The following is a 15650-nucleotide window of genomic DNA, read 5'->3' as shown; positions in this document are numbered from 1 at the left end:
TCGTGTCACAGTCGCGCTATGGATTCAGCAGACTCTGGCCGAACTGCCGAGTACCCGCATTCGGGATCGGGTCGGGCTGATGATGGACCGATTAGGGCAGCCGTCACTTCCATCACTTCGACGATGATTCATAGTATCATCGGAAGAAGGGGTAGCCGATTAGAATCGCTGCGAGGAGCAAACTGCCGATCACGAGCAAAAGGAAGATTCGACGATGCTGGACGACGATCCCGGTTGACTGTTCAAGTGCCGTCCTGAAGTCGTCAGAGGCTTCAATCCGATCCGAGAGGGTGGGCTCATCGGACTCGGTATCCTCAGCATCCGTAGGCAAATCGTCTCGATCCATCAAAAATGGATACGACATCCTCAGCTTAAAACCTCACTTCATCCCCGAATAAATCGAAGAGGTAACATTATCTCAGTTATTTCTTTTCATCCCAACTTCATCAGGCGTTGTTTAGGCCTTCAGGAGTGATTGATAGCACTCTGCCCAGAACACGCAGTAGTTCGTACAACGTTCTCGCCACGTATTTCGAAAAGTGGAATACAGATGTTCGGCATCGAATATGAAGTCGTGGATCCAATCATTCACCGATGGATCGTTTATATCGGTGCCTGACAAACACGGCGTGCAAGATACAGCGGATGAGTTCAGCACGGCGGCTCCGTTTGTTTCTCGCCGAAACAGGTGAACCCCCGTTCAGTAGCCAGTTCTACCGACCGTCGAGGCTGAACCGCGTTCCGAGCAACGTTCCGCCGATAATCGCATAGACGGATCCGAGCATCATGACCAGATAATCGGCGTGCCAGCCGCCGTATCCAGCCTGTAGCGTACCCAATATGATCAACGCAATCTCGACGCTCTTTCGATAGCGTTCTTGGTGCATTTGACCGGAATATTCTGATATTTGAATCAACAGTACTGTGATCGGACTGTTCGATTCCGAATCTGTACTGATCGATCAGCATCCCTTCGAAGACCGGCTCTCGGTTTGTACTGCATTCGCGTCCTGTATGCAGCCCGATCTTCCGAACCCTCCAGTTCGGATAGAACATCCGGTGGTCAATACGCAGACGTCGCTACCAAATCGCCCGTTTCAGTTCCAGGTGCGAGACGGTAGAAAGAAGTCGTGCGCCGATCTACTGCTACAGCTCCCGCCGCCGACCCTTCGGGATCAGCGACCGCAACTCCCCGTGGACGTAGAGGCCGATTCCCAGCGGCTCGCGCTCGCCAGCCACGTCGTGCGCGGCGATCAGGTACCCCCAGTCGCCATCCCAGTCGAGTTCCTGGTCCTCGCCGGCGGCGAACCGGCGGGCCGACGGGCGGTCGAGGTCGATCACGCAGCGCGTGGCGACTCGGCCGAACCGCTGGGCGAAGTCGGTGGTGGGTTTCCAGTGCTCCTGGCGCGTCCGCAGGCAGAGCATCCCGAGCGCCTCGACCTCGGTCGGCGACGGTGCCTCGCCCGCGTACACCCAGATCTTGCCGGCGCCTTTCTCCCAGAAGGTGTGATCGGCGAACGTCTCCGGGGAAATCCCGAAGCGCTCCTCGTAGTAGTCAAGCACCTCGCGTCGGGAGACCCGACCCGCGACGGTGCGCTCGGCCGGCGTCTCGGGAAGGCGATCGAAGCGCTGACCGTCGTTCTCGACGAGATTTTCCGGTTCGATCGACTCCGGGTCGTCGACCGAATCGTCCCCCGCCATCAGCCGGTCACCTCCAGTTTCGCGACGAAGAAGCCGCCGGTGTCGTTCTGGTGCGGGTAGATCCTGGCCGCGTCCGCGAGGGCGGGATCGAACGCCTCGCCGTCCCAGCTCGTCACGCCCGGGGAGTGCTCGAGCGCCAGGTCGAACGGGACCACCCGGCAGTCCTCCTCGCCGAGGACGTGGTCGACCACCGCTTCGTTCTCCTCGGGCGCGAAGGTGCACGTCGAGTAGACGACGGTGCCGCCCTCGCGGGTGGCCTGGACGGCCCGACGCAGGATACCCTTCTGGACGCCCGCGATCGAACGGACGCCGTGCTCGGACCACTCGTCGAGCGCGTCCGGGTTCTTCCGGATCGTCCCCTCGCACGAACACGGGACATCGACGAGCGCGCGGTCGAACGCCTCGAAGTCGAACGGCGCGAGCGAGTAGTTGCGCGCGTCGGCGTTGGTGACGGCGAGCGCCGTCGCCCCGAGGCGTTCGGCGTTGAACCGCAGCGCCGAGAGCCGCCCGAGGTTGTTGTCGTTGGCCACGACCGTTCCGCGGTCGTCCATCAGCGCCGCGAGCTGGGTCGCCTTCCCGCCCGGCGCGGCACAGCAGTCCCAGACGGTCTCGCCCGGTTGCGGGTCCAGCACGATCGGCGGGACGACCGACACCTCCTCCTGACCGTGGGTGAAGCCGTGGAACGACGCCCAGGTCGCCCCCGGCGAGGCCGTCTCCAGGCGGAGCACTCGCGGGTGCCACTCGGCCTGCTCGTAGCCGACGCCCTCCTCCTCGAGAGTCGCCGTCGCTCGCTCGGGCGTCGCCTTGATCGCGTTGACCCGCACCGCCGTGCCGAGCGGTCGCTCGCACGCCTCGAGGAAGGCGTCGAAGTCGTCGACGATCGGTCGATACCGCTCGAGTGGTTCCATCGATCGGGGATTCGGGGGGCCGGTGTTTGTGGGTTTCGAAGCCGGGGACGGTGCCGAGCGAGAGCGCGCTCGGGGACCCGGGGGACGATCTGTCATCCCATCACGAAGCACAGGAAAGTTTACGGTACACCGGTTGGAGAAGTCGGGTATGTCAACCCGCGCAGGGACCCGCGGCCGCGTCGGCATCGTCGGCGCGGTGAAGATCGATCTCGCGAGGCTGCACGGGGCGTGGATGGAGATCGTCTTCCCCCGCCAACGCGGCCGAGGTCACTCGGTCATGGGGAAGTGGAAGCCCGAAACGCTGCCGCAGGCCATCACCTACTACGGCTGGTACCTGATCGGCGCCCTCGGCCTCCTCGTGCTCTACCCGCTCGCCGTGTTCGGTCTCGCGACCCGGTTTTACGCATCGAAGCTGGACTCGACGGCGACCCGGCTCGGGGTCGTCGGCGTCACCGTTCTGGCGATCGTGATCTGGGGGTTGTTGAGCCTCGTCGCCTACCTGGAACTGCCGTGGAACTCGTTCCTGGCCGTCGCGGCGGCCAGCAGCGTCGCGGTCGTCTCGACCACCATCGCCGCGGTCAGCTCGAAGTACGGCGGCCGGGCGACCACCGTCCTGCTGGCGTACCCGTTCGCCATGACGGCCATCTTCCTTCCGCCGGTCGTCGCGGCGCTCGTCACGCCGTCGCTCGAACCGTACGTCCTCGAGCCGAGCTACGACTTCGCCGCCTGGCTGCTCGACAACGTCCTGTTCGTCGGCGGGGCCAACGAGTTCCTTCGGGAGAACTACGAGCTGGAGGGCGCCGCCTACGCCGGGATGTGGTTCGGCTTCTCCGTCTCGACCGGCTGGTTCCTCGGGCTTCTGGTCGCGCTCGCGAACCTCGTCCGCCCGTCGCCGGATAGCGGGGACGACTCGTAACCGCGATCGGCTCGTTCGCGGGCCGGGGACCGACGACCGGCCCGGCTACATGTAGCCCAGGTCGCGCAGTCGCTCCATCAGGTCCTCCTTGTCCTGGGCGCGACCCGCTCGCTCGGTGGTTCCCTCGAGGTCCTGGAGCCAGGCGGGCTCGTCGTCGCTCTTTTCGGTGCTGATCTCGCTGCCGAGCGACCGGAAGCCCTCCCAGTACTTCGGGGAGACGGGCGTGTCGGCGGGATCGAGGCCGCTCGGCAGATCGTCGGCTCCCTCGGGCACGTAGCCGTCGTCGGGGAACTCCTCTACCGTATCCGGCACGACGAAGTTCCAGAAGGCGTCCCAGACGGCCGCCTCGTCGAACTGGAGGATCGGGTGGATCCGGTCGTGGGGCGGGTAGATCTCCGGGTCGTGACGGGGCGAAAAGAACGTCTCGTCCGCGCGGGCCTCCTGTTCGTCCCAGCGGACGCCGGAGATCACGCCGTCGACGTCGTACTCCTCGAGCGCGTCGTTGAGCGCGACGGTCTTGAGGAGGTGGTTGCCCGCGTACGTGTCGAGCAGGAACGGGAAGGAGTCGTCCTCGTACTCGAGGATCTCCTCGACGTGGTGCTGGTTGTGCGGCGAGAGTTCGTCGACGGGGATCTCGTCGCCCGGCTCGAGGTCGTTCGCGTCGACGTACTCGCCGATATCCTCGTTGCGCGCGTAGATCACCTCGACGCCCCACTCGCTCGCCCAGGTGTCGACGAAGTCGTGGATCTCGTCGAAGTGCTGGTAGTGGTCGATGAAGATCGCCGGCGGGACTTCCAGGTCGTACTGCTCGGCGACCTCCGTCACGAAGTAGAGCACGAGCGTCGAGTCCTTGCCGCCGGTCCACATCACCGCCGGGTTCTCGTAGCGCTCGAGGCCCGCCCTCGTCACCTCGATCGCCTTCTCGATCTTGTCCTGAAGGGCCGGATAGTCCGCGGGCGATTCGTCCGCGCCGTCCTCGTAGTCGACGTCCGCCGAAACCGGTGTGTCGGTGCTCATGGTGTAATGATATGTAATTAGGGGTCGTAAATTCCTTACGCCTGCGGAAGGCGCTGACGCTATCGGATACGCCACCGGCGATGAGAAAAGTGGTGTCGGCGACCCGCAAGGGTTGAGAACGACCGGGAGCCGACCGGTCGCGGTCGAGCCCTTCCCGCCTCCGCGTCCCGCGGGCGAATCCGGGCGAGGTCGGTGCACGGGGCGGGAAAACGAACCGTCGACGGGTCCGTGAGTCGGGGACGAGTCCGGAGATTCGGGGATCGGACCACCCCTGAAGACCGGACGCGGCGAGCGACCGGTCGACGGACGGAACGATCCCGACGTGGTGACTGTCGGACATAAGATACTTCCTGCTCTGGACGAAGGAACTTCCCATGATAGACGCAACCGTCGTCGCGCCGGTCGCGATCGGCGCGGTACTCCTGATCGCCGGCGCGACGCTCTCCCGGTACGGCGTCGCGCTCATGGGCGCGCTGTTGGGCGCCGGCGGCGGCTACCTGGCCGCACCGACCGTCGGCGCCGCGATCGGCGTGGGCGGCGTCGCCGCCTCCGCCGTCGGCATCGCCGCGGGAATCGTCGTCGGCGTCGTCGCCGCGCACCTGTTGCTGTCGGTCGCCGTCGCGGCGATCGGCTTCGGCGTCGGCACCTACATCGGGCTGACGATCCTCGCCCCCGTGCTGGTCGACGGCGCCTGGTACGTCGAGTGGGGCGCGGCCGTCGGCATCGGCGTCGCCGTGGCGCTGGCCGGGATGGTGCTGACGCACACGACGATGATCGTCCTCACGTCGGTGATCGGCGCCGCGCTGACGAGCCGATCGCTCACGCTGGAGGCGTTCGAAGAGGCTCGGGCGGCCACCAGCGTCGATCCCCTGTTGCTCGACGCCGCGGACCCGATCTTCCTGGGCCTGGTCGTCGTCGGGCTCTCGGTCCAGATCGGACTCCTCAAACTGGGGTACGTCGGACGCCTGGTCGCGCGACTCCCGGGCGCGGCGATGGGCCGCGATCGCGGAGAGAAGGGCGCGGGCGGATAATCCGGGCGTGGATGCTATCGCCGGCGAGGAGTCGGGGTGCGTGGTCCGGCTCCGGGAGGACGCCGATCGCAGCGATCGCCGGCCACGGGCGGTCGGTTGCGAGTGCCGCCGCCGACAGACGTTCGGGGCCGTAATCGCCGCCGACAGACGTTCGGGGGCAGGAGCCGGCGCGGACGGCCGGTCCGTCCGGTTTTAGCTCGTACGCGTCAGTCACGCGTCTGACGTAATTTTTTACGGATAGTGCACCGACTTGGTTCCATGAGTCAAAACCGGACCGCCGGCCGGTGCGCGACGGAGGCGTTCGCCGCGCTCGACGCGGAGCCCGCGGTGGACGAGATCCTCGCCGACTGCGAGGTGGGATCCCCGGACGAGATCATCGCGCTCGCAGACGAGTCGTCGGAGGCCGACGCCGCCGAGCCCGCACCGGCCGTGTTCGAATCCGGCGCGGTCGAACCGCCCGAACGCGTCGAGAAGACGGCCGGGCGGGAATCGGTCGGCGGCCCCTCGATGGACGAGCTGTTCGGCGAACGACGACTCTGAGGGACGCGCGGTCGGGTTCGGGGTCTGCGATCGGGAAGTCGGTGGCTTTTCCTTCGCTCGGATGACCGATCGGATCGATGGACGAACTCGCGAGCGCCTTCGAGCGCTACGCCGCCTGGGCGGCCGACGTCTCGCCACTGTACGAACGGCTGGCCGGCGTAGCGGCCGACGACCCGCGGCTTCTCGAACTCGCGTCGGCGGCGCCGCCCGAGACCGCCCCGCAGCTCCTGCTCGCGGCGGTCCACGCGGTGGTCCGCTCCGGCGCCGATCACCCGCTGGAGCGATACTACGGAGCGGGGGACGGACGGACGCCCGACGGTGACGGCGAGGGCGCCGGCGCGGCGGCCGACCACTTCCGGGACTTCTGTCCGCGCTACGAGGATCGCATCCGGGAGCTCGTCCGCACGCGGAGCGTCCAGACGAACGACGTCGGCCGGTCCGTCGTACTCCTGCCGGCGTTCGAGTTCGTCGCGCGGCTCGCGGGTCGCCGGCGGCTGGCCACGGTCGAACTCGGCGCGAGCGCGGGGCTGAACGCCAACTGGGACCGGTACGGGTACGAGTACGCGGGCGTCGGGCGGGCGGGCGACCCCGACTCGCCGGTCGGGCTCTCGACCGCCGTTCGGGGCGATCGCGACCCGCCGCTCCCGGACCGCGTTCCGAGCGTCATCTCCCGGCGGGGCGTCGACCTGAACCCCCTCGATCCCGCGGACCCGGAGGACGCGCAGTGGCTCCACGCGCTGATCCCGCCCGACCAGCCCGGCCGGCACGAACGACTGGAGGCCGCCCTCGACGTTGCCGGGGCCGACCCGCCGTCGGTCGAGCAGGGGGATCTAGTCGAGGCGGTGCCGCGGCTCTGCCGCGGGGCGCCCGACGCCGCCGCGCTGATCGTCTACAGCACCCTCGTCTGCTACCAGCTCGACGACGAACTGGTCGCCGACCTTCGAGAAACCCTCCGGACGATCGGGCGGGATCGACCGCTGTACTGGCTCTCCGGCGATCCCGACGTGGGACCGGGAACCCCGACGTACCGCCTCGTCGCGTTCGACGGCGGCGCGGTCGAGGAGACCCGACTCGCTCGGTTCGAGTCCTACGGGGAGTGGATCGAGTGGCTGGCGGAGTGATCGCCCGTCCCGTTCGTCCACCGCGGGTATCCGCGGCCCCGTTTCCACACATTCTTGGTCCGATCGCGCCAACGGGCGGCAGCGAACGCATGACGCCCCAACGAGGCGGATCGGTCCGGACGACGACGTCCGCGATCCGACCGATCCCAGCTGCGACCCGATCGATCCCGGCCGCGACCCGACCGATCCCGGCCGCGACCCCGCCGATCCCAGCTGGGCCCCGACCGATCCCGACCGCGACGAGACGGTGGTGTCGGAAAGGATGACCGACGACGAGGGCGCCGAGCCGACGAGCGACGACGGTGACCGGGACGGGACCGACGAGACGGCCGGGTCGAACGACCTCGACGTCCCGGAGACGCCGCCGGACCCAAAATCGACCGACCACGTCCTCCCGACGGACCAGCTCGTCTACCCGACCCTCGCGTTCGACTCGGGAACGGTGTCGCCGGAGGGGTTCGACTGCAGACGCGAGCTCGACGCCGACGCGATGGCCGACTGGCTCGAGGGGCTCGCCGGCGCGCTGATCAGCCACGACCTGGCCGTCGAGGGCGCGGACAACCGGGCCTACCTGGGAATCGCCCCGTCGGCGGTCGACCTGACGTTCGACCCCGACGACGACCACCGGGGGACGATCGAACTCACCGTATCGCTCGACGCGAAGGTGATGCGCTACGAGGACGCGGACGCGCGCCCGACCGGGGCCCGCGGCGGCCGCGGATTCGTTCCGATCGAGATGCTGACGGGCGATCGGCCGCCGGAGTCGTTCCGGTGTTACAACTGGATCGAGGATCCGGCTGCGGGAGTTCCCGCGCGCGAGCGCGGCACGGACGGGGACCGGGCGGGCGGCGACGAAACCGGCTGACCCTCAGTTCTCGACCGGTTCGCCGTTACCCGTCGACCGGTTCGCCGTTACCCGTCGACCAGTTCGCCGCCCTTGTAGACCGCCGCGATCCCGTCGCGGACGACGGAGACGTCCTCGCGGGGATCGTCCGCGAGGGCGACGAGGTCGGCCCGGTCGCCGGCTGTGAGGGTCCCGACGTCGTCGTCCGGGACCGTCTCCCCCGCGGCGCCGGTCGCGGCGTACAGGGCGTCGACGGGGTCCATTCCAACGGCGTCGACGAAGAGTTCGAGCTCCATCGCGTTCTCCCCGTGCGGGACGAGTTCCGGGCCGATGAAGTCGGTACCGGCGGCGATAGGGATCCCGTCCTCGTAGGCGCGGGCGATCGACTCGACGTGGTCCTCCCGGACCTCGACGGCCTTTCGCATCCCCCACTCGGGCACGCCGTGGTCCTCGCCGTGCTCGCAGATCCGGTCGACGATCGAGAGCGTGGGGACCAGCACCGCCCCGGTCTCCCGGAGGAGGTCGATCGACTCGTCGTCGAGGTAGATGCCGTGTTCGATCGTGTCGACGCCGTTTCGCAGCGCGCTCTTGATTCCCGGCGCGCCCTGGGCGTGGGCGGCGACCGGAATCTCGACGCGGTGGGCCTCCTCCGTGAACGCGCGGATCTCCTCGTCGGTGAACTGGCTGTGGTGGGGCTCGTCCTTCTCCGAGAGGACGCCGCCGGTCGTCGAGATTTTGATCAGGTCGGCGCCCTCGCGGATTCGGCTGCGGGCGCCCTCGCGGCAGGCCGTCGGACCGTCGACGATCGACGAGTCGTGTTCGGTGTCGAGCCACCGTTTGGGCAGGAAGTGACGGTCGCCGTGTCCGCCGGTCTGGGAGAACGCCCGCCCGCTCGTGTAGATCCGCGGACCCGGAATCTCGCCCTCCTCGACGGCGTCGCGGAGGCCGATGGCCACGTCGCTGCCGACGTCGCGGACGGTGGTGAAGCCGGCCTCGAGCATCCGCCGGAGGTCGACCGTCGCGCGGGCCGCCCGCAGCGACTCGCGGTCCGTCTCGGTGACCCACGTGAACGGGTCCATCGCGCGGGTTCCCCAGATGTGCAGGTGGGCGTCGATCAGTCCGGGGATCACGGCCTCTCCCGAATGGTCGATGCGCTCGGCGTCCGCGGGCGCTTCGACGTCCTCGACCGGACCGACCTCGCTCACCCGTCCGTCCTCGATCACGACGCGGGCGTCGGACAGGAACTCCCGGCCCGTGCCGTCGTACAGCAGGCCGCAGTCGATGTATCGCATGTCCGAGGTGTCGAGCCCCACCGGCAAACCGTTTTGGCTCCCGGCACGGTGCGCGATCCGCGCCGCCGCGGCGATCGAGCGCGCCCGGGTCCGCTCGACCCCGCTCGAACGATCGCGGAGGGGCGGGGCCGCGGCGGTCGTTTGGACGGATTTGTCCCAAACCCTTACCAGCGACCTGTCGAGCCACCGCACGGAGAACCATGCTCCCACGAGACACGCTCGGAACGGCGACCAGGCGAGCGGTGATGAAAGCGGCGGCGGGCGCGCTCGGCGTCGCGGCCCTCGGGACGCGGGCCGGCGCCCACAACAAGTTCGGCGGCGGCACCGACGGCTACCTCGGTGACAACGTGGCCGACACCGCGGTGCGGTCGGAACTCGTCGGCTACCACAGCGCCGGCGGCGTCGGCTCCGCGAGTCTATCCGGCCAGCCCGAGGACGCCCACGTCGGCGGGATGACCGAGCTTCGCGTCCACGACGACCTCGCGTTCGTGACCATGTTCTCGGACACCGACGACGACACCCAGCGCGGCCTCGCGATTCTGGAGATCAGCGACTTCACCCGCGCCGAGAGCGAGGACGAACTCGACGGGGCCGACCTGACGGTGCTGTCGTTCGTCCGCAACGACAACACCGAATCCGCCTGCATGGACGTCAAGGTTTCCGACGACGGCGACTACGTCTTCGTCTGCAAACAGCCGCTCACCGCCCTGTTCGGCGAGAACGAGGATGGACTGCTCTCGACGGACGACCACTCAACCAGCGCGGAGGCCGCGGCGCTGCTGGCCGTCGACGTCTCCGACCCCGGCAACCCGGAGGTCGTCGACAGCGTGAGCATCTCGCGGTGGGTGCTCGGCCCGCACAACTGCTGGCACCACCAGATCGGCGGCGAGGAGTACGTCTTCACCGCTCACGGCGCCGACGGCGTCAGCGGCTCGATGAACGTCTTCGCGTTCGAGCGCGGGACGGACCAGCTCGCGCAGGCCAACACCTGGACGTGGCCCGGCCAGGAGACGGCGGGCGACGGGATCGAGAATCCGCTCCAGACGTACGCTCACGACGTCGTCGTCCAGGAGGATCCGAGGTACGGGATTCCGATCGCCTACCTCGGGTATCTGGACGCCGGGACGCGGATTCTCGACGTCTCCGACCCGACGGACATCGAGGAGTTGGGCGTCTTCGAGAGTCAACGGGCCCACCACACCGTCCCCGCGCCGACGCTGATCGACGGCAAGCGGGTGATGGTCGTCGGCCACGAGAACCCCGACAGCGACCCGCAGGAAGAAGGCGGAAACGCCCTCAACGACGGCGAGACCGGCTACTACTACCTGGTGGACGGTGATCCGCTCGACGACGTCATCGAGGGCGACTCGGAACCGGTCTACCTCGGGGCGGCCTCGATCCTCTGGAACGCCGACGACGACCTGTACGAGCCGCTGACAGAACCGCCGTTCGAGATGTACCGGGATCGGCCGGGCGCCGATCCCGCGGCCGAGCCGCGGGAACTCGACGGCTGGATCCTCATCGACGGCGCGGCCGACGAGGGATGGGGCGACGCCGCGGGCTTCGAGGCGGAGGCCGAGAGGGAGGACGATCCGGACGAGAAGCCCGACGAGTACGACGGGTTCGGCAACTTCCGGCTCTCGCCGCACAACCTCGACGTCGACCCCGATGGTCGCATCTACGCGGGTCACTACCACGCCGGCGCGCGGATCTACCGGATCGTCGCCCCCGGAGATCCCCTGCCGGCGGGGCCGGACGTGGAAGAGTACGACGACCGCTTCGAAGACGCGGAGCCGGGCGATCCGGCCGACGACTGGTACCTCCTCGAGACGGCGTACTACCGCCGCGGGAAGGAGATTCCCGAGGAGCGGACGATGAGCGGCGGCGGGGAACTCGGCGACGGCCTGACGGCGTCGACGCCGTTCTTCTGGTGTCTCGTCCAGCGCAACGGGGTCGCCTTCGCGGGCGGCATCAACGGCGGCCCGCACGTCGTCCACGAGGACGACGTTCCCGTCGGTGAAGACGCGCCCGTCGACGCCGCCGTCTCGCGCGACCACGACGCGTCCGCGGTGACGGCGGGCCAGACCCACCGGATCACGATCGCCGTCGAGAGCGACGAGAATGTACGGGTCCGCGACGCGATTCCGCTCGGCTGGGAGGTCGTCGGCGGCGACGTCGCGGCCGTTCGGGCCGTCGACGGCTACCGGCAGGTCGTCTCGCTGGACGTCGACGACGCGAGCGGGGAGGCGACGTACTACGTCGAAGCCCCCGAGAAGACCGGGACCGACGCGTTCGGACCCGTCGAGTACGCGCGCGGGGACGTCGCGAGCGAGTTCGGCGGCGGCGTCTCGACGACGAACCGGCTCTGGCGGAAGGCGAACGCCGCGGTGACGGAGACGACCGTCATCGAGCTGGACACGAGCTGAGCGGGGTCGCCGAACGGGCACCGAGGAGCGTCGATCCCCCGCCGGGCCCGGGCGGCTCGCCAGCCGCCCGCGACCGCCCCGCCACCTTCTCCGCTACACGCAGGCTTTTGGTTCGTCCGCCTGACCACCCACGAGATGGTTCCCGACGATGCGGCGAGCCCGGCCGCTCACCTGCTGACGGCCGAGGCCCGCGCGGTCCTCGATCGATCGACCTACGGCGACTGGCGGGCCCTCGCGACGGCCGACGCGGTCTCGCTCGCGTTCGGATTCCCCTACCCGGCGTCGTTTCCGACCGAGCGCCTCGCCGACGCCGTCGAGGAAGTGTTCCGAGTCGAGGGCGAGAGCGCGCTGCAGTACGGGGGCGGCGAGTACGCGGAGCGCCTCGAGGAGTTCGTGGTCGAGCGCGCGGCCGACCGCGGGATCGACCCCGACGAGACGGCGGCGATGGTGACCAACGGCGCCACCCACGCCATCGACGGCGTCTGCCGGGCGTTCCTCGACCCGGGCGACGTCGTGGTCGTCGAGCAGCCGACGTTCATGGGTTCGCTTCGCGTGTTCAAGAACTTCGGCGTGGAGATCCTCGGCGCCCCCGTCGACGACGACGGCCTCGACGTCGCGAGCCTCGGGGCCACCCTCGCGGACCGGCGCGCGGCGGGCCGGCCGTCGCCGACGCTGCTGTACACGATCCCGAACTTCCAGAACCCGACCGGAACCACGCTCCCGCGCCGGCGCCGCGACCGCTTGCTGGAGCTGGCTGCCGAGTACGACTTCGCGGTCCTGGAGGACGACGCCTACGGCGACCTGCGATACGAGGGCGACCCGCAACCGCCGCTGGCCGCGCTCGACGACGCCGGCCGCGTGATCCGCGTCGGCACGTTCGCCAAGACCGTCGCGCCCGGGGTGCGGCTGGGCTGGCTGCTCGCCGACGAGCCGATCCGGGACGCCGTCCGGACGCTGTCCGCCGGCGGGACGAACACCTTCACCCGAAGCGTCGTCGGCCGCTACTGCGACGCCGGCCACCTCGAAGACTCGCTTCCCCACCTCCGGGCGGCCTACGAGCGCCGACGCGACCGAATGCTCGAGGCGTTAGCCGACCGGATGCCTGATGGGACGACCTGGACGGAACCCGACGGCGGGTTCTTCGTGTGGGTCGAGCTGCCCCCGGGAATCGACGCCGAGGCGATGCTCGAGGACGCCGTCGACGCCGGCGTCACCTACCTTCCCGGCACCATGTTCTACCCGGACGGCGACGGCGGGCGGTGTTTGCGCCTGTCCTTCAGCTACGTCTCGCCCGAGGAGATCGACGAGGGGATCGCGGCGCTGGCCGAGACGGTGGGCGAGCGGCTCTGACGTGGCGTCGTGACGGTGCGTGACGGCGTTCGATCGCGATGACGGAGCGTCGTCGGAGCGGAGGCGGGGCGTTCGCTCGCGATGACGGAACGTCGGACGAGCGCGGTCGGGCCGGTCGCTCCGTCGCCGGCTCCTTTCAAGTGCGCAGGCGGGGTAGGTATCGTCATGGACCTCGACAGGTACGCGTCGGCGCTCGCCGATCTCGAGCCGGAGCCGGACGCCGTGGAGACCGCCGAACTGGTCGTCACCGACGACGTGCTCGTGAAAGCGTTCGCGCTCGGACCGGGCGCGACGCTCGATCCCCACGAGCACGGCGACAGCACGAACGTCTTCCACGTACTGGAGGGGACGGTCACCGTGCTCCAGGAAGACGAGGAGGAGCGGATCGACGCGCCCGGCGTCGTCCTCCACGAGCGTGGCATCGTCCACGGGGCGCGCAACGACACGGACGGCCCCGTCGTGTTCACCGCGAGCCTCTGTCCGCTCCCGTCCTGATCCGCCCGCCATCCGCTCCCGACCTGATCCGCCCGCCATCCGCTCCCGACCTGATCCGCCCGCCATCCGCTCCCGACCTGATCCGCCCGCCATCCGCTCCCGACCCGATCGGTCCTCGGACCGATTCGCCGCCGGGACGGGCCAAGGCAAAGCCACACGGCTCCCGTGCCTCGACCCGGTAGGGTCTCGGCACGAGGCATCGTTCTAGCGTGCGAACGGGGGGCAAGCGCCTATATCGTCGGGCGTCGTAGCTTCGGATCTCGACATGACGTACGCGTGCGCAAACTGCGGCGAGGCCGATCCCGTCCAGCAGTATCACGTCCACCTCGATCGGGGAGAGGTCGTCGAGGTGGACCTCTGTGAGGGGTGTCGGCACAAGTTCGTCACCGCGGAGTGGGTCCGGGCCGTCGTCTGATCGCGGGCGGGCCGACGGCACGGCAGTTCCGCAGAGCGTGCGCACGGGGAACGCGAGCGGGTCCGCGCGAGACCCGGAACCGTCGGGTTCAACCGCCGACGGCCGCGGCGGTTCCGTTCTGGCGGGGCGTCACGCGCCGTTCGAGCGCGAGGACGCCGAGTCCCAGGCACAGACAGCCGACGACGAGCGTCGGCCAGAGGAGGTGATCGACGCCGAAGTCGAAGAAGAGGCCGCCGAGCACGGGGCCGACGCCGAAGCCGAGTCGCTTCGCGACCTCCAGCACCGAGAGCTTCGAGCCCCGCTCGGCGACCGGTCCGACGTCGCTCGCGAGGGCGGTGATCAGCGGGGCGTGGAGGATCTCGCCGATCGTGCGCAGGACGAGAAATGCGCCGATCAGGCCGACGCCGATCGCCCAGGGGGCACCGTACGAGAGGAAGACGGCGACGAAGCTCGCCGTCCAGAAACCCGCCGAAACCAGCAGGCCCCGAGTCCGACGCCAGTCGGCGATCCGAGCGACGATCGGGAGCTGAAAGAGTACGATCACCAGCGGATTGAGCACGAACAGCGTCCCGAGTTGCTCGCTGGTAAGGTCGAACGTCGCCTCGGCGTGCACCGGGATCGTCGAGTTCATCTGGGCGTACATGATCGCGAAGCCGACGTTCAGCGCCGCGAGCCCGAGAATGGTCGGATGCGTTACCGACCGCCCCCACGCTCGTACCGTCTCACGGACGGATCCGACGCCGGTCTCGAGTCGCTCGGCCGCCGGCGATCGCGGGAGCGCGGCGAGGAGGACCAGGGCCACCACGGCGCTGGTCGCCCCGTTCGCGACGAAGACGCCGGTCTGGGTCACCCCGTAGATCAGGCCGCCGAGGACGAATCCCGCGCCGAACCCGGCGTTGCTCGCCACCTTCAGCAGGGCGTAGGCGCGATCGCGCGCCTCGTCGTCAGTGAGGTCCGCGATCATCGCCTGGCTGGCCGGCGTGAACAGCCCCATCACCGTGCCCGCCACCGCGGCGACGACGACGAACTCCGCGGCCGTCGTCACCAGCGCGTACGCCGCGAGCGACGGCGCGGCGAGGGCCATGCTCGCCACCATCACCGGGCGACGGCCGTACCGATCCGCCAGGAAGCCGCCGATCAGTGTGCCGATCGCGAGGCCGACGCTGTTGGCGAACAGCCCCGTTCCGACCAGCGTGAACGGGATGCCGACCTCGCGGTAGAAGTATAGCGTCGCGAAAGGGTAGACGATCCCCGAACCGAGGACGTTGACGAACCGGGCGACGGCGACGACCCAGACGCCGGCGTCGAACCCGCGGAGACTCTCGAAGCGCGCCACGGTCTCGGATCGGAGGCAGGGATAAAAGCGCCTCGGGAAGCGGCGAGCGAAGCGCGCCGGAGCGGGCGCTCCCCCGTCCGAACGCTCGACGGAGAGCCGCGTGAGGGAGCTCGCGTTCGGAACGGCTGCCGAACCATCGCGTTCGGAACAGCTGCCGAACCATCGCGTTCGAAACGGCTGGCAAACCGTCGCCTTCGAAACGGCTGGCAAACCGTCGCCTTCGAAACGGCTGGCAAACCGTCGCCTTCGAAACGGCTG

General features: G+C 68.9%; 16 protein-coding genes. 9 read left to right on the top strand and 7 right to left on the bottom strand.

Going from position 1 to position 15650, the window contains the following annotated elements:
• Positions 1–136: 136 nt before the first annotated feature.
• The 4 genes from QZT59_RS10110 to QZT59_RS10095 all read right to left on the bottom strand — a co-directional run bounded on the left by QZT59_RS10110 (position 137) and on the right by QZT59_RS10095 (position 2609).
• Positions 137–346 (bottom strand): hypothetical protein, encoded by a 210-nt coding sequence (locus QZT59_RS10110; protein WP_290815301.1) that lies wholly within the window; start codon positions 344–346, stop codon positions 137–139.
• A 367-nt stretch (positions 347–713) separates the two neighbouring features.
• Positions 714–887 (bottom strand): hypothetical protein, encoded by a 174-nt coding sequence (locus QZT59_RS10105; protein ID WP_290815298.1) that lies wholly within the window; start codon positions 885–887, stop codon positions 714–716.
• 259 nt (positions 888–1146) lie between these two features.
• Positions 1147–1701, bottom strand: coding sequence for a hypothetical protein (locus tag QZT59_RS10100; protein WP_290815286.1), 555 nt, complete (start codon positions 1699–1701; stop codon positions 1147–1149).
• A complete protein-coding gene (locus QZT59_RS10095) occupies positions 1701–2609 on the bottom strand; it encodes an RsmB/NOP family class I SAM-dependent RNA methyltransferase (RefSeq protein WP_290815274.1) in 909 nt (302 codons plus the stop codon). Before QZT59_RS10095 ends, QZT59_RS10100 begins: the two co-directional genes overlap by 1 nt.
• A 148-nt stretch (positions 2610–2757) precedes the next feature.
• On the opposite strand from QZT59_RS10095, the gene QZT59_RS10090 reads away from it, so the two are divergent.
• Positions 2758–3525 carry a hypothetical protein gene (locus tag QZT59_RS10090; protein WP_290815262.1) on the top strand — a complete coding sequence of 256 codons (768 nt, stop codon included), beginning with the start codon at positions 2758–2760 and terminating at the stop codon, positions 3523–3525.
• 45 nt (positions 3526–3570) lie between these two features.
• Here QZT59_RS10090 and QZT59_RS10085 read toward each other — a convergent pair whose 3' ends face one another.
• Entirely contained in the window at positions 3571–4542 is a 972-nt protein-coding gene (locus QZT59_RS10085) for a phosphoadenosine phosphosulfate reductase family protein (protein ID WP_290815250.1), read from the bottom strand.
• Between the two features lie 374 nt (positions 4543–4916).
• Between QZT59_RS10085 and QZT59_RS10080 the strand changes: the two genes are divergently transcribed.
• From QZT59_RS10080 to QZT59_RS10065, 4 genes are all read left to right on the top strand, one after another.
• The gene (locus QZT59_RS10080; protein ID WP_290815237.1) at positions 4917–5573 is read left to right on the top strand and encodes a phosphate ABC transporter permease; all 657 of its coding nucleotides are present in this window, start codon (positions 4917–4919) and stop codon (positions 5571–5573) included.
• A 258-nt stretch (positions 5574–5831) separates the two neighbouring features.
• Positions 5832–6113: a hypothetical protein gene (locus tag QZT59_RS10075; protein WP_290815226.1), complete on the top strand. Its 282-nt coding sequence runs from the start codon at positions 5832–5834 to the stop codon at positions 6111–6113.
• A gap of 77 nt (positions 6114–6190) precedes the next feature.
• Complete coding sequence (locus QZT59_RS10070; RefSeq protein WP_290815218.1) at positions 6191–7234, top strand: DUF2332 domain-containing protein; 1044 nt, start codon at positions 6191–6193, stop codon at positions 7232–7234.
• A gap of 262 nt (positions 7235–7496) precedes the next feature.
• Positions 7497–8099, top strand: coding sequence for a hypothetical protein (locus QZT59_RS10065; RefSeq protein ID WP_290815206.1), 603 nt, complete (start codon positions 7497–7499; stop codon positions 8097–8099).
• A gap of 47 nt (positions 8100–8146) precedes the next feature.
• Here the strand turns inward: QZT59_RS10065 and QZT59_RS10060 are convergent, their stop codons facing one another.
• The gene (locus QZT59_RS10060) at positions 8147–9370 is read right to left on the bottom strand and encodes an amidohydrolase family protein (protein ID WP_290815193.1); all 1224 of its coding nucleotides are present in this window, start codon (positions 9368–9370) and stop codon (positions 8147–8149) included.
• A 200-nt stretch (positions 9371–9570) separates the two neighbouring features.
• Between QZT59_RS10060 and QZT59_RS10055 the strand changes: the two genes are divergently transcribed.
• From QZT59_RS10055 to QZT59_RS10040, 4 genes are all read left to right on the top strand, one after another.
• Complete coding sequence (locus tag QZT59_RS10055) at positions 9571–11796, top strand: hypothetical protein (RefSeq protein ID WP_290815182.1); 2226 nt, start codon at positions 9571–9573, stop codon at positions 11794–11796.
• Positions 11797–11931: 135 nt separating this feature from the next.
• Complete coding sequence (locus QZT59_RS10050) at positions 11932–13146, top strand: PLP-dependent aminotransferase family protein (protein WP_290815171.1); 1215 nt, start codon at positions 11932–11934, stop codon at positions 13144–13146.
• Between the two features lie 165 nt (positions 13147–13311).
• A complete protein-coding gene (locus QZT59_RS10045; protein ID WP_290815161.1) occupies positions 13312–13641 on the top strand; it encodes a cupin domain-containing protein in 330 nt (109 codons plus the stop codon).
• Positions 13642–13906: 265 nt separating this feature from the next.
• The gene (locus QZT59_RS10040; RefSeq protein WP_290815152.1) at positions 13907–14056 is read left to right on the top strand and encodes a hypothetical protein; all 150 of its coding nucleotides are present in this window, start codon (positions 13907–13909) and stop codon (positions 14054–14056) included.
• Between the two features lie 88 nt (positions 14057–14144).
• On the opposite strand, the gene QZT59_RS10035 is transcribed toward QZT59_RS10040, so the two are convergent.
• Positions 14145–15392 (bottom strand): MFS transporter, encoded by a 1248-nt coding sequence (locus QZT59_RS10035; RefSeq protein ID WP_290815138.1) that lies wholly within the window; start codon positions 15390–15392, stop codon positions 14145–14147.
• Positions 15393–15650 lie beyond the last annotated feature (258 nt).

The sequence above is a fragment of the Halovivax sp. genome (assembly GCA_007119345.1).
GTDB lineage: Archaea > Halobacteriota > Halobacteria > Halobacteriales > Natrialbaceae > Halovivax.
Note: the sequence above shows the minus strand (reverse complement) of the source record. Positions and strands in the feature narration are given on the sequence as shown.